The sequence below is a fragment of the Paenibacillus sp. FA6 genome (genome assembly GCF_051550225.1).
In the GTDB taxonomy this organism is placed as follows: domain Bacteria; phylum Bacillota; class Bacilli; order Paenibacillales; family Paenibacillaceae; genus Paenibacillus_AQ.
The window spans coordinates 2,428,864-2,448,932 of the sequence record NZ_CP188820.1; the positions used below are offsets into that span (position 1 = coordinate 2,428,864).

Sequence of the window (20,069 nt, forward strand, 5' to 3'; positions counted from 1 at the left end):
ACTAGGATAATCGTGCGCAACTTCTTTATGACAGAATTTGAGTGCGGTTTTTTTGATGTGAGAAACCATTTTCTCACTCCATTTCATCTATTGAAAACAAGCTAGCCAGAAAACAATAGGTGTTAATTAATACCTAAATATACATACGAGGAGAATGTGTCAGTGAACTTACTCAATGAAGAAATAACTCATAAAGTCTTTGGTATTGGAAGTATCGTGGATCAAAATGAGTCTGTCATCACTATTGATTTTAATGATCATATTAAAAAATTCGTTTACCCTGATGCCTTTGAAAAGTTTATCAAACTAAATGACCGGAATACCTCGAAATCTTTGCAGAAAATCATTGCAAATGAGGAAATAAAAAAAGAAGCACTTGAAAGAAAAGTTGAAGAAGTAAAGGCGTTGCAGGCGCTTGAACAGCAGCGTAGAGAAAAACTCAAAAACCTTAAAATTCATGAGAGCTCACAAATTGTTTTGTCGCTGGATGAAGAGGAGCAACAAAAAGTATTTACCGACTGGCGAGCGTCTACTGGCAAGGTTCAAAACGGAAAAAATAAAGGCCAACCAAACAGAGTAGCTCGTTTGCTTCCGAACAGTGCATGTCTTCTGACTGCAAGAGAATCGAATCAACCAGAAACAGAAAGACGTATTCTCGGCCTCTACATGGTAAACGAAACGTTTTTCAGCGATCTTAGCCATGATGAAATGGTCCCCGCCCATATGGAATTTAGAATTAAGCTCACAGATCAAGAAGCTGCAAATATGCTTTTCTGGAATTATTATGTCAATAAAAACTTTCCTCAACGCTTGACCTGGAATTCTGGTAAATATCGTTACTTCGATAACATTTGGACTGCTCAAATCTTAAAAGATATCATAGCATTAAGAACAGATGAAGAAGAAATCGAAGAAGCTAAAAACTTCCTGGAATACTTCTGTCACATAAATCTCCTTGACATGGATAACATCCCAAAGGCGCAAGGAGCTTTAAATCAATAATACTCAGATGACATTTAGAGACGGTCCGTATGCTTCATCTCATCATGAGACAAAGCATACAAACCGTCTCTTATTTTTTTCCCCAAACTATGAAGGCTGTCTCAATCATCTAAAGATGTCCGGCTGGGTTTCACTTTTTACCATTAGAATAACGATCTTAATTTTTCTTTAATACTATTAATAATCTTTTGTCCAGTGTTCATTTCTGTAAGCGTAACGTCCCACAACACGACATTTGTAATCGGATTTGGATCATCGCTCGTTATTTTTATGGCGAGTTCATTTACTCCCTGTAGAGGGATTTGAAATGAATCACGCTTGATTTCCCTGTTCCCGCCTGGTAAATTCAGTAACAGATAACCAATTGAATAAATTTCTGTTCCATCTGCGATAAAAGAGATTTCAACTCTCCCGTTTGCTGTACTGACAACATCGTCTGGTATCGCGACATAGCCTGCCATATTGTCATACCCGCCGTTTAAAATATACGAAAACTCATTGGTCTTCGTGTTTTTTCTACTGTAAACATTTATTTGCGGCTCAACCTTTGTAAGTCCTGTAGTAAAACCGGAAAGACTTTCATCCCACAATACAGACCCCTCTTCTAAAGCAAATTCATGCAGGGCAACGATTTCTCCGCCCCCCTCCTCTAAATAATTATTGATGCCACCAACAACAGTAAACGTACCAATTGAAATTACAAACGCTATCAGCATGATTCGAAAGATTCCTTTAAATTTATCTCGATCACGGTGCACTAACCGCTGTGCCCAAAATCCTACCGCCGCCCCTAATGTATTAATGATGATATCGTCAATATCAAAGGATCCTAAACGAGAAAGCATTTGTAAGATTTCAATAATCGTAATAGACAGAATAAACAAGGTAATAAAACGAATGAAATTACAACGGAATAGAAGTGGAATGAGAATCCCAAAAGGTATAAATGCCACAAAATTGCCTAACTCAAAAAAATGAATTGGAAAGTGTAAAGGAATCCCTCTAGGTATTAGATTATACCGTATGTTAGAATCTTGAAGAAAAGAAGCTCTGTTGAAACCTATATACAGCATAAAGAGGATCAAAACGATATATAATGCTAACAGTATTATGGTGATTTTACGTAACTCTCCTTGATACATAATTACATCCTTTCTTCTACAAAACGGCTGCCTCATGTACAACAACTCTGGAATTGCTGTTGTTTTTTAGACATTTTATATGCATGTACAAATACTTATAATACCATTTTAGAGAACAAAGATTAAATATTTGTTAATTATCTCTTAACTTTCACTAATGATTGCTTGCCCTTCTCATTGTGATAGTGATCGTCCTTGTTATTGAAAATGCGCTCCTGATCATTCGTTCTCTATCTTTTGCAGAGTTTCCCCATTGAAACAGCTTAAGGTTCACCCTCTATACTTTGAAATGTACTGTCATATCTCAATTATTCTTTCAGCACCATCAATATTGGGCATTCCACATGTGTGGAGTGCATATGACCTACATATCTACTGTTACTTTTAGCATTGCTGCTTCTACTCTCAACTCAACTCTTTGCTATACCAGTAGCCTGATACGTATCACCAGGTTTTCTGTAACGACAAGTTTTGAAGTAAGACCCTCAAACTAAGGATGGTCTTTTCTTTGAACGAAAATGTAACGAACGCCGAAACTATCGTTCTTCGTTAGCGCAATGCCTACATTTCCATTCGAACAAATGCCAATGAAAAAGGACGCCCACAACGTTGCGGGCGATCCGGCGTTCTGACAAAGTATGCTCAAAATAATTTGAAAATTCACATTATTGGTTTATCGCATTTCCTTTGACAGACTCCATAGAGTTCAGACTTAACTTAAGGCTACTGTTCCTTGGCATAATTCAACCCTAAGTGATAAGCTTCGTTAAGCAGCATCTCATAATGCTTGGGATTGGAATCCAAAGTCTCGTATAAAAATTCGACCTTGGAATTGGAAACACCGCAATAATCTGCAATTCCCACATTGAGCAGATGCGTAATCATTTCATCGTAGTTACGCTTTTTCAACTGTTCTTTGGAAGCGCCCGCCAAACCAATCCACAAGACATGCTGATGATGAAGCTGCTTCGAACCGTAGGCAAACCCATTGTTCCATACACGGTCAATATAGCCTTTTAGCATGGCTGGCAAATGCCACCACCAAATCGGAAAAATAAATGCCAAGGCATCATGCTCCTTCATTCGCCTTATTTCCATTTCCACCTCAGGGGAAAAGGACTGTTCCGCAGCTGACCCGTCAGGTTCATCTACTCCTTTTAAAACAGGGTCAAAGCCAATCCCGTGTAAATCCAATATCTCATAGTCGTGGCCAGCCTCGGCAAGACCTTGTACGAAACGATCGGCAACCTTAAAGGTCAGGGAATCTTTTCTCGGGTGCGAAACAACGATTAATACTCTCATACTTGTATCTTCACTACCTTTCTCAATAGCTAACTTGTAGCCATAATCAATGGCTGATGCTATTATAAACAGTACTAAAATAACATGGAAGTACGCACTTTCAAGTTCTATAGGATGATACAGGTGCCATAGGAACATAGAAGTGCCCTAGATAGATGCCCTAGAAACTTACCTGAATAACGGACAAAGTGAATGAATGCTATGTTCCTAGAAAATACACAGCCTTTAACGGAGGAATAAGAGATGACTGAAAAGAGGAAAAATAGCGTACTAAAGAAGTATAAAGTTGGAGTGGAGGCGGCATTAGAAGTAATGGGGGGGGGAAATGGAAGCCTTTAATCATCTATCATTTGATGTCAGGACGGAAACGGACGTCTGAAATCCCAAATACCGATTCTTTTGAGTGTATAAATTTACTTTGTACAGTTAAACCTCTTCCAAAACCTTGGAATTGTCGACATGAACCTTTTCCAGGTCTCTTAGTTGAGTGGTCAGCATTTTTTGCGTAATACCGGGGATTAAGCATATGCCTTAAGTTCATCTGTCAGCTGTTGGCGAATCGCATCATCCGTTTTAAAATGAATGCCGCAATTAAATTCCTTCCCATAAGGCTCTTGATGGGTAAGAACCCCAGGAATCGAAAATTCAATCGACATAATTTGAAAATACAATGTCAGCTCAATTTCATTACCACTAATCCGAAAGTCGTATTCGGTACATATTTGGGCCCCATGCAAACTAATATCAATAATTTCCATATCTCCAAAATGACTTTCTACCATCTTTCCATTCATTTTCGTAATTTGAAACTCGCCCTTTAATGGTTCGGGAAATTCATAACGAAATGCTTCTTCACGTCTACTTTTTACTTAACTCCAATATAACATTGGATATATTTAAACTAATACACAATTCTTGAATCTTCGGTATTACCCGCTTCTGAATCTGTCGATTTGAAAGCTGCTCCGTATTGTTGAGTATCTTCTCATAAATCATTCGAACTTCTGAAACCATCTCTTCATAATTAATTCTGTGACAAGTTTAGTATCCTCAATCCATAATTCGATACCGAGTTGTTGTAAGAGAACAAGATGATGATCATTTAGTATACTGTGCTCAGGTAGATGCAGGCTGCCTTGCTTGGAATAAATATTTATACTTAACTTTCTTCCGATAAACTATGTATTATCGATAATAATCGCCCACTTTCTCAATCCAGCTGTTTAAAACTGTTACGATCAAATGTCTTATCTTCAATCGGCTCAAAGATATCTATGCTCAGCCGATCAATGATAACTCGACCTTCAAACATTTTCTTTACAATAATTTTCTTTGTTGCTTTAAGGGTTGTCCCTACGCCTGTAATCCCACCAACATTCATGACAGAGATCGTATCTCCTGCTTCAAGCTTGGATCCTCGACAAACGGAATTGTACAGATAGAAAATGATATTCCCTTCTGAATAAAGGTCGCATTGGATAACGCCTTCTTTTCGGATAAAGATGTCTCCATTCGATTTTAATGTTGAGTTCTGACTTTGGTTTATGTTGATTTGGACTTGCGATTCCTGACTTAAAGCGACTCTCATAAATGTTTCCTTCAATACTCGCAAGAAATTCTCCATTCTCACAGCTGTCATGATTTCCACTATTTTTGTTTGCTGCAAGAATATCTCCAAATAGTTTTTCAGTTGTTGCAGTTCATCTTCATTGTAAGGCTGTATGATTGTAATAACCCCCAACAATTCTTTCACAAGATCCCATACTTGTTGATATTTGCTTTCCGTTATTAGTAGCAACACTTGGCCATACGTTGCCTGCATTTTCTTCTTAACGATTTCATTCAATAGTATATTTGTGCTTTCAATCATTTCTTTAAGGATGTCCATGAGCTGTTTAGAACATTTATAGAGTCTGTTATAGAGCATGCCAAAATAACCTGAGTACAGATTACTTCCGATGACATTTCCCATCACAGCGATACTACCAGTGGCTGTTAAAGTCGAATTAAAAACGCTGCCTGCGACATAAATGTTTCCCAGTGATTCAATAATCATGTTATCCATGACATCACCGTAGACTATCACGTCACCTGAAAATACAATATTGCCTATTTGTACATCAACGTTACCTGGCACAAGGTAAGACGTATTGATGTCAAAGTACTTAATTTGATTACCCGTAACTCGAGGTCTTCCCTCTTTTTTAGCAATAACAATGGAATCTAGTGTAATCTCTACGTTATCCTTCCCAACAATACGAATATCCTTAACCGGATCAGAAAGCAACACATTTCAAAACACATCATACCCCGTTTGTCCTTCAACAGGTGGTGTTTTCTTAGCAATGACATCTCCAGACTTGACGGATGGAATGTTCATGTAATTTTTATAATCAACTAAACCTCTAACCTCGGTAAAGATATTCTCAATATTTTCCGAGAAGAACATATCCAGTTGGGCATCCTGACCTCGAACAGGCGGTTTACCTCTTGCGATTTTTACTGGCCGATGAGAAGGCTGACAGATTTCCATTTGTACGACTGCTACATCAAGATTCATCTTAATGTTCATATTTTCAACTACTGTAAGAATATCTTGCAGATTGAAGGTCTCCAAAATGATTGATGTATCTTCCTCAGCAGTAAGTATTACACTTAATTCAAGAGTTTTATCTTCTAACGACCACGCATATCTCTGAGAGCGATTAATTGTTAAATATGCGTCTAACTTGTCTTCCGATACTAAGATCTCGAATAAGGGCTTTTCTTCAATCTCCCACTCTAGCAAGCTTTCAGAAGTAACTTTATTCTCTTTACTTATCTCTTTTCCATCTATCCAGAGCTTGACTGGAGCTTTTGCATTTAAAGTAGGAACTTTACCCCCATTGGAAGAATTCCCAACAATGATCTTTCCATGCTCGACCTTAATGAATCCATCTATGATCTCATCATCTAGGTTAAACATACGCATAGTTGAAGATGATCCTTTTCCTTCTCGTTCATGTGAGTGAGAATTCTGGTCGAGTTTACTCAATAACTTTATTATTTCTTGTTCACTGATATGATTTGACATTGGTAACGCCTCCCTTGTCTTTCAAGATTAGTTTGCTAAGACTGTGGTAAGAGATTCGATAAACTTGGTTTTATTAAACCGTTTTGTGATTACCGAAACACTCTTGTTCATTCTCGGATTATTCTGTAACTTTTTAATCGAAATTGTGCATTGTATGAATTTTGCATCGGGATCCTCGTTAGCTATCTCTTCAATAAGCGAAATGCCATCCACATTAGGCATTTGAAAATCGACAATTAATAAATCAAGTATCGAAAAGTAGGAGTCATCAGCAATAATGATTCTTGCCATATTTACCCCTCCAAATACAAAAATAAAAACATCCTCAAATGAGTGATGTTTTTAAACTTTCACCTCACCTTCGGTAACTTGGCGACCATAGAATCATCTTCGTTAGGTCCATAGTTTTGCGTCCCTACTGTAGATGGGATTTTGTTAATTCCTAGCGGTTACGACCTTCCAAACGAGTAGGAGAGGCAGCAACCCGACAAGGAAAATCACGCCCAAGAACAAACCTAACGTCAAATCGGGGTCCGTCCATTTATACAACATGACTAGCATCCCGACACTTGAAATACGGCCTACACTGAGGGCAAATTCTCGCCAAACGACGAGCTCCGTACTGATTTTTCCGCCCAGGTCAAATCGGCTAACATAGTTGTAAGCTAGAGTATTAAAAGGCGTGTCGAAGATCGGCCTGCTAATCGCATCCATAATCCCATACAGCAGCAATGTGCTCTGATTCATGTGAATAGAAATGCCAACCATGGACAGGCTGAACAAGGTCGTGCCCACGGTGAGCAATCCTCGATAGTGGTGCTCCTGAGCGAATCGACCTACCACATAAAAGCTGACTACAGACAACAAGGTAGTCAGGAATGCGAATTGTCCGGTTGTTCCTTCGCTTTGCGTCGATACAAATACCCATAAGCCGATCGCAGCGGATAGTACGCCTTCACGGAATGCCAACGCTACGAACGCAAATGTCAGACGTCGCCATTCAGCCTGTCTTAGTATCCCCAGCATGCTGCGCACTTGGAACGGTTTCCGCGAAGTCTCATCAGGGAGCTGAAATGAGGCTAACATTGACAACAAAAAGCACAGGAATGCCGCGCCAAATACGAGCGGATAACCGATTCGATCAGGTGTAGCAGACACTGTCCAACCCGCTAGCAACGGGCCCAGCATGCCTGTGATAGAACCAATCATCCCATTCGCCCCGTTAAACCAATCTCGGTTCGACGGAGAGGTCAGTTTGACCGTCAATACGTTGATACCGAGCCAATAAAAGCCCGCTCCGACACCGTAGAGCACGCCAAGCTGGGGTATCCAATGAGCCGACTGCTCACCGTAAAAGAGGACCACCCCATAGAACGCAAGCTGCGTTATCGTCCCGATTACGATTGCGCTCTTGCGGGAAAACCGCTTGCTGAACCATCCCGCAAGTGCAAAGGCTGGTAACCATGCCACGTATGAGACCAATGTGAAAAGCAATGTAATTGACATGTCTTGCGTCAACTTGTACCAATACACATTAATGAATAAGCTCGACAGGTTCATTCCTAATCCGTTTAACCCGTTTACAGATAATAGCGTCTTTGCCGGCTTAGACAATTTTGTACGGACACTTACGCTGGTTTCCGTGATTTCTTGCAAGTTCAACCTGATGCCCCCACCGTCAATCTGTGGATATAGATCGGATTGGTCAGGCAAGAAGTAATCGTCAAGTCCAGATCCGCCAGGTGACGGTTCGACTCCACGCGGTAGAACAAGCGATCTGCCTCAACAGGGAAAAAATATATACCTTCGTTTGCTACGATCCATTCCTGCTCCAAACCTTGATCGGACCATAGCTGCACTTTATCTCCCGCAGCACCGGTTATTCTCACCGCTAGTTCATATTCCTTTTCTTCGTCCACGATCACCGTATCTCCAACGCCAGCCTTCCCGATGGACAGATCGATGGACAGATCGATGAATGTCTCGTCTGTATTAAACGAAAGCACTACGCGCCCTTGCCTGATCGCTCGAAGTATCTCCTCCTTCGATTCCGCTTCAGCGCGAACATAAGTCGTAGGTATTCCGTGTGCAACATAAGGATGAGGTCTGTGCGTGTCGCTCCCTCCGATCGCCACGAGCTTGCGTCCGGATACCAACTGCTCTTGCCACCAACGGACAGCTGTCTCATTAAGCGGACGCCACGGCCCATTCCACACTTCGATCGCATCGTATGGAACATCAAAGCCTAGCTCCCAAGGACAATCTGGGTCGAACGGATGATTCAACGAGACGAATGCGCCCATATCCGCCGCCCGCTGCAAAGTGGCCGTCGCCTGTTCCGGTGTCAAAACCCGGAAGTCGTCCAGCGCATCCAGTTGTCCGAGCAAATTAGCATGTCCCTTGTAACTCGTCAGTTCTACCCCGGGGATGAGCACAAGCTGATCGTCGGCTGCCAAGGTAGATAAGTTCTGTGAGGCGTTATTGTGATCTGTAAAGGCCATAAATTCAAGCCCTCTGTCCTTACCAGATTGAATCGCATCCGCGATTGAGTAGGAACCGTCGCTGTGAACACCGTGCATATGCAAATCGCCCTTCATCCATCGCGGATGATTGTGGACAAACTTCAAGTTGATTTGCACCCTGCATCCACCCTCCGGCACACGATATGCACCTAACAGGACATACCATTCCCCTGCTGGAATGAGACCGGCCAAGTAGCCCGGTGTCGCTTTGCCCAGTCCGACGAAGAACGAATCCCTGGCCCCCCCGCTCCAGCCTACGATTCGTTCCGGCGAGCCGAGTCCAATATCGATTACGGTTGTGCCATCCGAATGTTCGTAAGTATACTGCACCTCTATCCGTTCGATCCGACCTTCAACTGCGAATGGAACTTCGATGTAAGTCTTTTCTTCTTCCTTAGCAATCCATCTATTCAAGGACAGCGTTGAGATAATCTCCATGATGTCTTCGCCCTCTCTATTCTTTGTTAGCGCCAAGCATAAGTCCCTTCATGAAATATTTCTGAACGAAAGGATAGACCGCTATCAACGGGATAATCGAAATCAGAATTCCGGCCATTCGAACGTTTGTAGTAATTAGAACATTGCTTGAAGTGGCACTCGCATCCGTAATCATCGACTTAAGCGCGACCTGAAGCGTGATTTTGGAACTATCATTAATGTACAGCACCGGAGCCGTCAACATGTTCCAACGGCTTACAAATTCGAATAGAGTAATCGTAGCAAGTCCCGACTTCGCTAGCCGAATGTACATCGTCGCGAAGATGCGAAACATTCCTGCGCCGTCAATCTGCGCGGACTCGGACATCTCGTAAGGGACACCCATGAAATAATTGCGCATAAGCAAGATCGAGAAACCAGAGACCATACCCGATAGAACAAGGGAGCTCAGCGTATTAATGAGATGCAAATCTTTATTCACTAAGTAAAGCGGAATCATGATCGCATCTTGCGGAATCATCATCGTCAGCAAGATGAAAGAAATGATGAGCTTCTTGCCTGGCAATTGCGGCTGAATAAGCACGTAACCCGCTAGGCTAGTTAATAAAACATGAAGGAACGTACCAGCGACGGTGACGATTACGCTGTTCATGAATGGTCGCCAAAGGTCTAAATTTTGCCATACTGTCGTAAAGCCTTCCACGCTGAAATCTTTCGGAAAAAGGATAATATCGGGCTGCATGGATGCCATCCCTGACGAGAAGGCGAGCGCAACCACATTAATAAAAGGGACAATCATCGTCAGCATTAGCAGCAACAGGAACGCCGCGTTCAAAAAGTCAAATATCTTATTCTTCCAACCCATTCTCTCAAATCGTTCAATTCCCATTCGTTACACCTCGTCAAAACGGGTTATTTTTCTAACCATAACCGTGAGTAGCATAGTAAATAAGACAACGAAGAAGCTAGCAGCGGCCGCAGGTCCGAAACGAATTTCCATAATTCCCTTCTGGAACGTATACATCATAAGCACGTCGACCTTTGAAGCGATCGCCAGATTGCGCATGACGAAAATCTGGTCAAAAATTCGGAAAATCCCGAGCGTATTGAGCAGGAAAATAACTTTCATCGTGTTCATCAACTGCGGCAGCGTTACAAAGCGAACTTGCTGCCACCGGGTCGCCCCGTCCATTCGCGCGGCTTCGTATAACGATGGGCTGATCGCCGCAATGCCGGCCAGAAACAAAATACAGTTGTAACCCATGTCTTTCCACACGGCCGATCCAATCATTATGCTTCTTGCCCAGGACTCATCCGCCATGAAATTGATCGGCTTCATGCCGAATATTTTCGCGAGCAGCATATTAACTAGCCCAGTATCCGGGGATAGGAGGAAAATGAAAATCCCTCCGATGACAACCCAAGATAACAAATGCGGAACGTACAGCAACATCTGCGCGGTTTTCTTGAACCAACTCTTCATAACTTCGTTCAAAGAGAGCGCAATAAGCAACGGAGCGATAAACCCGACGATGAGAATTCCCCCGCCAATATACAGCGTATTCCATAACGCATCCCAGAAGCTCGGATCATGGATAACCAGATCATAATTGTCGAAGCCGATATATGGCCGGTCACCCATGAGTTTGTAGTCCTGAAAGCTAGTCTGCATCCCTTTCACGAGCGGATAATAAGCGAACATAGCGAAATATACGACGATAGGAACCATCATCATGTAGAACATGGCATTTTTCTTGATTGTTCTCATTTCCTTTTCGCTTCCTCCTTACAAATGAACTCCGATAATCGACGAGGAAGCTAGAACACCTTCCTCGCCTGCTGATTCGACACTTACCGGATTACTAGTCGATTAAGTTTGCGTTTTTCAATTCTTTCTGCATTTGGGCGACTGCATCTTTCGCCGCCATCTGACCTGACATAGCCTTAAGTGCGTAGTTATTCACGATTTTCTCAGCATCCGGCCAAGTGGATAAGGAAAGCTCCAATGTCGCATGTTGTTTGGACAACGCCATGGCATCTTCAACGCCAGGCAGAGCAGGGAATGGCGATTTAACCGTCGAATTGTACCAATAAGGAACACCATGGTCCATGTTTGCGGTTTGGCCGGTTTCTGTCAGCGTATACGTGCCATTGTCTAAGGTGTAGTCAAAATCTTGGACACCCAAGCTCCCTAACGTAATCCCTTCTTGCGTGTTCCAGAACTCAAGGAACTTCTTAGCAGCTTCTGGATGAGGTGCATTCGCTGGAATAATCCAGAAATCCGGATCTCCGCGGCGCATAAGGATTGTGCCATCCGCAGCCGGAATGCTCAACATTCCCTCCGCCTGAAAGGTCGTATTCGGATCTTCTGTTTTCTTGAGATTGTTAAACATTCCTACCCATGCATCCCAGTATGTGACCATGCCAACGCGATCGGTGAGAAACAGATTACGCATCTTGGCCGTGTCGTTCGTAATGAAGTTAGGGTCCATAATGCCTTCCTTCACGAGCTTGGCAAACCATTCATACATCGGAATTGCGGCATCGGTAGCATAAGGAATCGTCCGCTTGCCATCTTGCATGACGTACCTATTCTTCAGTCCAGCCGCGCTCATAATACCTTGGATATCGTATAGTCCCGAAGTGCTCAATCCGTAAGTATTCGCTTTTCCATCCCCATCCGGATCGCCTTCCTTGAACGCCTTCAAGACAGTGTACAGTTCATCAAGCGTCTTCGGCTCCTGCAGATTCAGCTTTTCTAACCAGTCTTTGCGCACAATAGGCATCGTCGCTCCTTGGAACTTGGAGAAAACACCATAAATTTTCCCATCCGGTCCTTTAACTTGATCCCATTCACCCGTTGGGATGACTGTAGGGTCCGATAGCACCGTGGAGCTTTGAACGAAATCCGATAGATCTGTCACAACGCCTTGCTTGATGAATGCATCCAGCTTGGCCAAATCGCTAACTTCAATCAAGTCATACTTCGCTCCTGAGCTAAGCGCGGTTAACACCTTCTGGTCAAAGTCGCTTGCTGGCTTGTCCAGCGTTACGTCCAGACCCAATTTCTCACTGAGCTCTTTCTCGAATGCCGCATTGCCTTCTGGTGTCTTTCCACCGACATTACCAGTCAGAATCTCGAGTTTCCCGCCATCAGCGCTTACCGCTGGCGTTTCGGTTCCAGACGTGGTTGGCGAGGAATTCGCAACACCACTGTTATTGGTGCCACAAGCGGATAATAGGGTGGTTCCGGCTAAAATCATAGCTATAACTGCGTTTTTCTTCATATTCACGAATTAATCCCTCCAAGAATAGTATTATGTTTTGCACATGAGCTACGGATAACCATTTCGGTTGGTACGATTGTTCTTTTGACGCTCTTGACGTCCTTTGTCATTTGTTCAATTAGCATGGATGCAGCTTCCCGACCCAAACGTTCAGCATGAAGGCGAACGCCAGTGAGCGGAGGTGCGAACTCTGGTGAGAATACCGAGTCGTCGCTGAACGCAAAGACTGACAGTTGACTGGGGATATCAATTCCTAGTGTTTCCGCTGCTTTGTAAGCGCCAAGCGCCATTGTGTCCGTATCTGCGATAATTGCCGTGATATCACGATTATCTCGAATCGCTTGAAGTGTAGTCTCATACCCGAAATCCAGCGAGGAATTGTCCATGTCCGGTTTGAATACGATAAGATGCGACGACTGAGGCAGCTCTGCTTCCTGTACGGCATTTAGAAACCCGCGCGCCCGGTCAACTGCAACCGTTCTGTGCTTCGGTGCATTAAGGAACAAGAAATTCTGATGACCGAGACCTAGCAAGTACCGGGTAATTTGCTCCGTCATGCCCACATTGTCATTGTCCACGTACGAGATGCGATTCTCGTATTCTGGGGATGGCCTGCCGATTAAGACAACCGGCAATCCACCAGCTAATCGTTCTACGATTCGCTGGTCATCGCTCTGCGGATCTAGCAAGATTTCTCCGTCGATGGGGTCAGTAACCATGTTCTCCACTTGGTCAAGATAAGATTGCGATAACGTATTAACGAGCAGCCTATACCCATGTTCATAACAAACGCTGAGAACACCATTTAATAGGGATAAATGGAACTGGCTGAACTTGAATTTCTCTCCCTGAATATTGAGCCCGATAATGCGCGTCGACTTGTTTGCCAAGCTTCGGGCCAAATAATTGGGCTTATAGTTTAGCTCTTTGGCCGTAGCCAGTACACGTTCCGACACCTCTTTGCTGATCGGCCTTTTTTTGCTGAATACGCTTGAGACGGTGCCTTTAGATACGCCCGACGCTCTTGCAACGTCATCAATGGTAGTCATAGGAAGAAATCCTCTCTTATCTCCTGCACATGCAGAAATATATTCATACCCTAATCTCTCATTTCATTAAACCGGTTTAACTAATTATCTTGCGTTTCCCCCTATTTTGCTTCTCCACTCGCCCCCTATCTCTTTTTAAAAAGGACTATTCCTATAGATCTCATATTAAACCGGTTTTGTTAGCCGAATATTGTCGAAATGTAATTTCTCTGTAATCTTTTTTTATTTTTGTTTTTTATAGGGGATAGGAGATCGCCGTGAAGAGGACTACCAAGGAACAGACAATGTGACGGTATTACTTGGAGGTGACATTGGGCGGACTCCGTAATGCTTGGCGAGGTGTAGCATTGCAGTACTTCCAGCTTGAATTCTCAAGTTAATCTAGTCCACGTAACCTTTACCACTTCCCTGATGTGCTTTTCCGCTTTTGATTAAAGCCACTTCTGAGTCGTGTAATATACGCGGTTCTGATCCGTTTCTGCTTTCGTCCTATGTGCTTCTACGCACAGATTTCTCCGTACGCAGGCACCCTGACTACACAGGGGGTTGGTCCCTTCCGTGACCGGTCTCTCACCGGCTAGAAGATGCGCCTCCATTGTAAAAAGAACCCTTATGTATCAAGGGTCCTCATTTGCTCACTATTCATAATGAGATTATCCTTAAAAGCAGCAACATGACCATTGACCTACATCGGTTCGTATTTACCCTGGCAAAAGAAAGACCGAGTGAGCTCGGGGCTTTACCCTGAATTTCACTCGGCTATTTTTCATTCTATATTTGGCTTTTAGATCGGGTAGAACGTTGGGGAATTTATGCTTCTCTTCCCATGCACTACCCTTTCTAGCAAGGCTTTATTCCGGTTTTAGCAGGACTTTATTTGTTCTTTATAAAATCCCTCACCAACAAGCAAACCGCCTCAACATGTGTCGTGTGCAGGAACATTACCCACTTTGTTCGTATTTAGTTAATGCCTTGAATTATAAGATCGGTATCCATCCTTGGTCGATCTCCTATATCTTCACATACTCATATATGTAAGTGCTGTGGAAGATGATGGAGAATATACAATTTATTTTACAGACTCTGATAAAGGGCATTGCTTGCACTTTTCAATATCAAAGTAATAGGTATCCACTTGATTTTTCCCTACATCTTTCCTTCCTTGACGTGCTTTGCGAATCGCCATATGTCCAGCCTTACAAACATACATTCCTGCATCTTTATTGAACTCAATTTCGGCTTCCCTTTTTCGTGTTCCTTGCGTGATCATTAGATTCAACTTGGATACTAATTGTAATTCATTTTGATTAGCATAAGAACAGGCTGTATGTATCTCTAATGACGGTATCGATTTTCATACCGGTTTGGCGGATTTCATTCAATTAAGGTTTGAAGTTGTTTCCCATCACTTTTTTCGCCTGTCGTATCACTGCGGCTGTAATGATACGATCTTCACTCATCACAAGATGTGTTTTATAGCCAAAGAAAGAGGAATCGGCTACTTTTTATGATTTCTTTTTCTAATGCGATTTATACTGTTTTATGAATAAGCAGTCTAGTAGGTTTACATCTATCAAACGAAGTTTACGAAATTTTGTTGAGGAGCTTGAATCAATGACGCCATCTTCTGCTGCCATATCTAAGAAGTATTTGAACATACGAATGGGAGGCACTGCGTTGCTACCATTATCGAGACAATATTTATTCTGCAACTCTTCATGAACAAAAGAAAAACCAACGAGATCATTCATTTGACGTACCATATTATCTTTAGGTACGACTATATCGCAATTAGCTATGCATGGACTTTGAGTAAAAGATGCCCTAAACAAAACTGATATTCGCAGAAAGTCAGACCATATGTTCGAAGTAGCGCAGGTGACGGAATTGTCCTGAAGAAGCGATAGCGTTCGCCTACAGGCTTTCAGTAGGAAAGCTACTTCGGAAGCATATGCTTTGCCCTCTGATTTCAACAGCTGTGCGGTATACAATCAAGAAATCAGAGGGAAACAGCGATCGGAAGGACAATCCCCAGCTCTTGTTTACGATTCACTCTCTATTTGTCTAGTCTTCTCGCAAGCCCCACCAGAAACGACAAAGTCAGCCCCTGTCCCCAGCCTTGGATCCGTTTGTCCGGCACATCCATATACCCTTGCTCGTCGTTCATGACGGCCGTTCCAGCCGATACGCCGGTTATCGTCCCGTCCGCTTTAATTCGAGCCAATATTGCCTCGGACGCTTTTTGCACCTGCTTCCTGAATAGACCGTTGCCAAGCAACGCGAACGCGATACCAGCCGATCCGGACGTTTCCGTATAGGAGTTTCGATTCGTCAGCACCGTATGCCACAGACCGTCGTCGGCCTGCAGCCGCACGAGCGCACTGCATTGATCGCGCAGCGAGCCCTCAATGATCATGTACGAAGGGTTCTGAACCGGTATGAGCGGGAGCGCTTTGACCATCGTCAATGCTGCCCAAGCGTTTCCGCGCGTCCAGAAGATGCTCGACATATGATTGTGGTTCACATTGTCCCAGCCATGGTAATACAGATTCGTATCCTCGTTCTGCAAAAAGCGCTCGTGGCCGTGGTACTGCTTCAACCCATCGTTGATATAATCCTCACGTTCGAACAAGATGCCCATCCGCAACTGATAGTAGCCGGCCATCATCATCGTATCCACCCAAGCCTGCTCAGGGAAAACGTCCTTCTCTGAATTGACCGTATGCTGAAGTACGCCGTCGTCGAACCGCTCCGCTTCATTAAGTAGGAAATCGGCCATTCGCTTGATGATTTCCGCGTAACGCTCTTCTCCGGTAGCCTGATATAACGTAATCAGTGCATGACCGACTGATACACCATTCACCGAGAGCTTTGGCAAGCCATCCTCGATTCGGTCATCGACCCACCCCTTCATCAGTTCGAGATATTACTTGCGTCCTGTCGCTTCATAGGCTTCTCCCACGCCGAACATCGCAACACCAGCTGGCCAATCCCAATGCAGATCCATTTGGAACGTTCGATGCACGACGCGATCGATCGCCTCCAGCACTTCACTTCATTTCGATCCAATTCAAGCTTTGCCATATTACAATCATCCTTCCCATGATTTATTGTGTTTTGCTAATATTTGATTGGCTTTCAGACGAAATTCGGTTGCCGCCGCTTCAGGCGTGATCATGCCGAACAATAGCAAATCGTTCAAATTGCGCAGAATATTCGTCACTTCCGCCGTTCCGACCGGATCGGGCGGATCCATCGGACTGCTGTTGTTTTCGACCCATTCGATATAATCGAATACTTGAAGCTGCTCCGGCTCTAGAAACGGCTTTAACTGTTCCTTCACCTCAGCTGAGACCGGTACGCCGCGCTCGCCCTTCAATACTTTATTAGCCTCCAGATCGTTAAGGAAGAAGCTTATGAATTTCGCCGCTTCTTCCTTATGCTTCGAGTTTTTTGCTATTGAAAAAAACATACTCGGCTTCAGAAACATACCTTGATCGGTATTCGGTCCCGGTATCGGCGCGATCTCCAGCGGCTTGCCATAAAGCTCTACGGTACTAATAAATTGATTCGAATAGCCCCACCCAAGCAGCGTCTCTCCTCTGTAGAATGGATCGGAATCAGCGAGCCGGATGTTGGAGTTCCATATATCCGGCGAATAAATAAGTCGACTCATGGTCAACCGCTGCATAAGCCCGAAGTATTCGATAAACAGCGTATCGTTTTCATAGCCCAATCTCGAGCCATCATGTGCGAACAGTGTATCGCCTTGTTGCCTTAAATAGTAGGCAAAAAACTGTTCAGGTGTAAAATACGTACCCAAATAAACAGATTTTCCTCTTAATTGCTCACCCATCGATTCGAAAGTTTCCCAGGTCCAACCTTCCGTAGGTGGCGTTATGCCGTTAGCCTTAAATACCTCAGGATCGTACACGCTGTATAAGGCGTTAACGCCTAAATTAAATCCGAATAGTTTGTCGTCAAGCTTCCCGCTGGATATATTTCGCTCGCTCACGTCACTCGCATCGATATTCCCACTGCTAACATAAGGAGTAAGATCTTCCAACAAATCAAGCGAACCATACTGGGACAAATAAGAAATATCCATTTGAATTATATCTGGCAGCGCGTTACCCGCTGCGTAGGGGGCTATCTTCTTCCAATATTCGTTAAAGGCGCTATATTCGAATTCGATATTGACATGCGGATTTAGCATTTCATACATTTCGATGACCTTAATCGTAGCATTGTTTCTGAAATCGCCTCCCCACCAAGCGATACGAAGCGTAATCCTCTCGTCTGGTATGAGGTTCCATGGATTGGAGGAACGATTACCGCAGCCGATTAAAGCTATTGCTAGGAAGAACAGCACCACTATTCGAAACGTCATTCTCATCCCTGCACCTCCAGAGGATTCGGAAGCAGAACGTAGACTTTCGTTCCGATACCGGGTTTACTTTCGATCGAAAGATTGTATTGGTCGCCGAACGCAAGCTTCATACGATCACGAATATTCAGTAGTCCAATGCCCGAACCTCTCGTCTCCACTTCGCCGCTGAGCACCTTGCGCAAATAGTCCTCCTCTATGCCGGGTCCTTGGTCCTCAACGACAAGTCTTACCCACCCTTCGCCTTCCTCCACGTATATACGGATCCTGCATGGCTCAATTTTCGGTTCAAGCCCGTATTGAATGGCGTTCTCGACCAACGGCTGCAACGTTAACTTCGGGATCATAACAGTATGATAACGTTCGGGCACTTCTAGATGGAAATCTAACCGATGTTGAAATCGATACTTCTGAATCGTTATATAATGATTGACGATTTCCAGTTCCTCTGCGATGGTAATGACATTTTTCTTCAAGCTAATTGACGAGCGTAACAAGTAGCCGAGCGAAACGACCATGCTTGATATTTGGGACTGAGAGCTCTTCTTCGCTAGCCAATTGATCGAATCAAGCGAATTATACAAAAAGTGCGGATTAATCTGGGCCTGAAGCGCCTTGAATTCCGTTTCTTTAATTATCAATTGATTGGAGTAATTCTCCTTAATAAGCGTGTTAATCCGCGTAATCATTAACCGGAAATTTCGCTGCAACAGCCCAACCTCATCCATCTGCTCTGAAGGCGCAGCAGACAAATACGAATCCATGTTTTCCAAATCCCCGTATTGCACTTCCTTCATCTGACTAATGAGCTGCCTGATCGGCCTGGTCAAGCTTCGCGCAAAAGTAAGAGCGATTATAATTCCGATTACAATCGTTAAAAGAAACACGATGATCAACATGTTCTTCAGCCATATGATCGGTTTGAAAATATGGTTATACGGAACGATATTATAATAAGTCCATCCGGTGTATGCGGACTTCTTCTGAGAGAGAAAAACTGCCTCTCCATCCATCTGCATTATTTCATAACCATCTGCCGATGTCTCCAGTTGCAAGGCCATCCCCATATCATGGGAGAGATCTCGGAACGGATATACGATATCATTACCGGATTTCAAGATCATATCGCTGCTCTCGTTCGCCACTCCCGCATAGTCCTCTACTAATCGCTCGATGTTGATTCTCAAGATGAGGTAACCAAGCGTCTCTAGCGTCATCGGGTCGTACATGCGCACTTCCCTTAGCATAATAAGCATCGGGTCGGCATTATCCGGATACAGCCAGCGGACAGCGCCTTTGCCATCTTGCGCTTCCTTAATCATCCGAATATATTTCTCATCCGAGTATGCTACCGTTTCGCCATGCTTGCTGACCCTATCCATGGAATCAACTAGATGAACCGATTGGATATACCTTTCGGCGGTGCTTATATGCGCCCATAGTCGGTCAGTAAGCTTCATTCGGATCATATAACCCGAATAGTCCGAGTCGTTGTGAACCAAATCCTGAAGACCCTGCTGAATCTCTTTATCAGAAATAATCGTAAGCGACATCGATTCAAGCTTCTTCAGCTCCATATCGACTGTTGTGGACGATAGATTCAAGAGCCGGTGGGATTTATCATACAACTGCTTATCATAGATGGAATAAGCGTAATAGAGAGAGCTGAACGCCAGTACAATAATAATGACCATAATAAGCATGATCATTAGAAACATTTTCAGTTTAATACTCAAATTTCGATATACCTTCATGGAAAGAGCGCCCCTTTGCAACCGTTCATACATTAGGTGTAACATATTAAGGCAGACTACGAGCACTCAAATCCGACTTCTTTTGCTAGCGTCACATCTTGATAGCCCAATAG

The 20,069-nt window shown here is 43.6% G+C and carries 16 protein-coding genes, 3 pseudogenes and 1 riboswitch; of the genes and pseudogenes, 2 read left to right on the forward strand and 17 right to left on the reverse strand.

Annotated elements, in window-relative coordinates; genetic code table 11:
• The first annotated feature begins 162 nt into the window (after window positions 1-162).
• Window positions 163-1,002, forward strand: coding sequence for a malate synthase (locus tag ACP8HI_RS11325; protein WP_438351177.1), 840 nt, complete (start codon window positions 163-165; stop codon window positions 1,000-1,002).
• 143 nt (window positions 1,003-1,145) lie between these two features.
• Here ACP8HI_RS11325 and ACP8HI_RS11330 read toward each other — a convergent pair whose 3' ends face one another.
• Together ACP8HI_RS11330 and ACP8HI_RS11335 are read right to left on the reverse strand one after the other, a co-directional pair.
• Window positions 1,146-2,144, reverse strand: coding sequence for a VanZ family protein (locus tag ACP8HI_RS11330; RefSeq protein ID WP_438351178.1), 999 nt, complete (start codon window positions 2,142-2,144; stop codon window positions 1,146-1,148).
• A 723-nt stretch (window positions 2,145-2,867) separates the two neighbouring features.
• A complete protein-coding gene (locus ACP8HI_RS11335; RefSeq protein ID WP_438351787.1) occupies window positions 2,868-3,446 on the reverse strand; it encodes an NAD(P)H oxidoreductase in 579 nt (192 codons plus the stop codon).
• A 243-nt stretch (window positions 3,447-3,689) separates the two neighbouring features.
• Here ACP8HI_RS11335 and ACP8HI_RS11340 point away from each other — a divergent pair.
• Window positions 3,690-3,826: pseudogene (locus tag ACP8HI_RS11340) on the forward strand (winged helix-turn-helix transcriptional regulator); the annotation flags it as partial.
• Window positions 3,827-3,872: 46 nt separating this feature from the next.
• Here ACP8HI_RS11340 and ACP8HI_RS11345 read toward each other — a convergent pair.
• The 15 genes and pseudogenes from ACP8HI_RS11345 to ACP8HI_RS11415 form a co-directional block, all read right to left on the reverse strand.
• On the reverse strand, window positions 3,873-3,974 hold the full coding sequence (locus ACP8HI_RS11345) for a winged helix-turn-helix transcriptional regulator (RefSeq protein ID WP_438351788.1): 102 nt from the start codon (window positions 3,972-3,974) through the stop codon (window positions 3,873-3,875).
• Window positions 3,965-4,282: pseudogene (locus tag ACP8HI_RS11350) on the reverse strand (PilZ domain-containing protein); the annotation flags it as partial. The pseudogene ACP8HI_RS11350 and the gene ACP8HI_RS11345, both read right to left, overlap by 10 nt.
• A gap of 374 nt (window positions 4,283-4,656) precedes the next feature.
• The gene (locus ACP8HI_RS11355; RefSeq protein ID WP_438351179.1) at window positions 4,657-5,736 is read right to left on the reverse strand and encodes a FapA family protein; all 1,080 of its coding nucleotides are present in this window, start codon (window positions 5,734-5,736) and stop codon (window positions 4,657-4,659) included.
• Between the two features lie 3 nt (window positions 5,737-5,739).
• Window positions 5,740-6,519: a flagellar assembly protein A gene (locus ACP8HI_RS11360; RefSeq protein ID WP_438351180.1), complete on the reverse strand. Its 780-nt coding sequence runs from the start codon at window positions 6,517-6,519 to the stop codon at window positions 5,740-5,742.
• A gap of 27 nt (window positions 6,520-6,546) precedes the next feature.
• Window positions 6,547-6,810, reverse strand: a complete 264-nt coding sequence (locus tag ACP8HI_RS11365; RefSeq protein ID WP_438351181.1) for a response regulator — start codon at window positions 6,808-6,810, stop codon at window positions 6,547-6,549.
• A 69-nt stretch (window positions 6,811-6,879) separates the two neighbouring features.
• A riboswitch (cyclic di-GMP riboswitch) is annotated at window positions 6,880-6,960 on the reverse strand.
• Window positions 6,955-8,232 carry an MFS transporter gene (locus ACP8HI_RS11370; RefSeq protein ID WP_438351182.1) on the reverse strand — a complete coding sequence of 426 codons (1,278 nt, stop codon included), beginning with the start codon at window positions 8,230-8,232 and terminating at the stop codon, window positions 6,955-6,957. It overlaps the preceding riboswitch by 6 nt.
• Window positions 8,178-9,479: a CehA/McbA family metallohydrolase gene (locus tag ACP8HI_RS11375; RefSeq protein ID WP_438351183.1), complete on the reverse strand. Its 1,302-nt coding sequence runs from the start codon at window positions 9,477-9,479 to the stop codon at window positions 8,178-8,180. The genes ACP8HI_RS11370 and ACP8HI_RS11375 overlap by 55 nt, the downstream gene beginning before the upstream one ends.
• Window positions 9,480-9,495: 16 nt before the next feature.
• A complete protein-coding gene (locus ACP8HI_RS11380; protein WP_438351184.1) occupies window positions 9,496-10,368 on the reverse strand; it encodes a carbohydrate ABC transporter permease in 873 nt (290 codons plus the stop codon).
• 3 nt (window positions 10,369-10,371) lie between these two features.
• Window positions 10,372-11,247 carry an ABC transporter permease subunit gene (locus tag ACP8HI_RS11385; protein WP_438351185.1) on the reverse strand — a complete coding sequence of 292 codons (876 nt, stop codon included), beginning with the start codon at window positions 11,245-11,247 and terminating at the stop codon, window positions 10,372-10,374.
• A gap of 94 nt (window positions 11,248-11,341) precedes the next feature.
• Entirely contained in the window at window positions 11,342-12,766 is a 1,425-nt protein-coding gene (locus ACP8HI_RS11390) for an extracellular solute-binding protein (RefSeq protein ID WP_438351789.1), read from the reverse strand.
• A gap of 2 nt (window positions 12,767-12,768) precedes the next feature.
• The gene (locus tag ACP8HI_RS11395; RefSeq protein ID WP_438351186.1) at window positions 12,769-13,815 is read right to left on the reverse strand and encodes a LacI family DNA-binding transcriptional regulator; all 1,047 of its coding nucleotides are present in this window, start codon (window positions 13,813-13,815) and stop codon (window positions 12,769-12,771) included.
• Between the two features lie 1,090 nt (window positions 13,816-14,905).
• Window positions 14,906-15,614: pseudogene (locus tag ACP8HI_RS11400) on the reverse strand (transposase); the annotation flags it as partial.
• Between the two features lie 257 nt (window positions 15,615-15,871).
• A complete protein-coding gene (locus ACP8HI_RS11405) occupies window positions 15,872-16,729 on the reverse strand; it encodes a glycoside hydrolase family 88/105 protein (protein WP_438351187.1) in 858 nt (285 codons plus the stop codon).
• A 177-nt stretch (window positions 16,730-16,906) separates the two neighbouring features.
• Window positions 16,907-18,211, reverse strand: a complete 1,305-nt coding sequence (locus tag ACP8HI_RS11410) for an ABC transporter substrate-binding protein (protein WP_438351188.1) — start codon at window positions 18,209-18,211, stop codon at window positions 16,907-16,909.
• Window positions 18,208-19,956 (reverse strand): sensor histidine kinase, encoded by a 1,749-nt coding sequence (locus ACP8HI_RS11415; protein WP_438351189.1) that lies wholly within the window; start codon window positions 19,954-19,956, stop codon window positions 18,208-18,210. The genes ACP8HI_RS11410 and ACP8HI_RS11415 overlap by 4 nt, the downstream gene beginning before the upstream one ends.
• Window positions 19,957-20,069: the final 113 nt, after the last annotated feature.

Coding starts and splice junctions, on each gene's coding strand:
- ACP8HI_RS11330 (WP_438351178.1), bottom strand. CDS start 2,144: ATGTATCAAGGAGAGTTACGTAAAATCACCATAATACTGTTAGCATTA.
- ACP8HI_RS11335 (WP_438351787.1), bottom strand. CDS start 3,446: ATGAGAGTATTAATCGTTGTTTCGCACCCGAGAAAAGATTCCCTGACC.
- ACP8HI_RS11360 (WP_438351180.1), bottom strand. CDS start 6,519: ATGTCAAATCATATCAGTGAACAAGAAATAATAAAGTTATTGAGTAAA.
- ACP8HI_RS11365 (WP_438351181.1), bottom strand. CDS start 6,810: ATGGCAAGAATCATTATTGCTGATGACTCCTACTTTTCGATACTTGAT.
- ACP8HI_RS11375 (WP_438351183.1), bottom strand. CDS start 9,479: ATGGAGATTATCTCAACGCTGTCCTTGAATAGATGGATTGCTAAGGAA.
- ACP8HI_RS11380 (WP_438351184.1), bottom strand. CDS start 10,368: ATGGGAATTGAACGATTTGAGAGAATGGGTTGGAAGAATAAGATATTT.
- ACP8HI_RS11385 (WP_438351185.1), bottom strand. CDS start 11,247: ATGAGAACAATCAAGAAAAATGCCATGTTCTACATGATGATGGTTCCT.
- ACP8HI_RS11390 (WP_438351789.1), bottom strand. CDS start 12,766: ATGAAGAAAAACGCAGTTATAGCTATGATTTTAGCCGGAACCACCCTA.
- ACP8HI_RS11395 (WP_438351186.1), bottom strand. CDS start 13,815: ATGACTACCATTGATGACGTTGCAAGAGCGTCGGGCGTATCTAAAGGC.
- ACP8HI_RS11405 (WP_438351187.1), bottom strand. CDS start 16,729: ATGAAGGGGTGGGTCGATGACCGAATCGAGGATGGCTTGCCAAAGCTC.
- ACP8HI_RS11410 (WP_438351188.1), bottom strand. CDS start 18,211: ATGAGAATGACGTTTCGAATAGTGGTGCTGTTCTTCCTAGCAATAGCT.
- ACP8HI_RS11415 (WP_438351189.1), bottom strand. CDS start 19,956: ATGAAGGTATATCGAAATTTGAGTATTAAACTGAAAATGTTTCTAATG.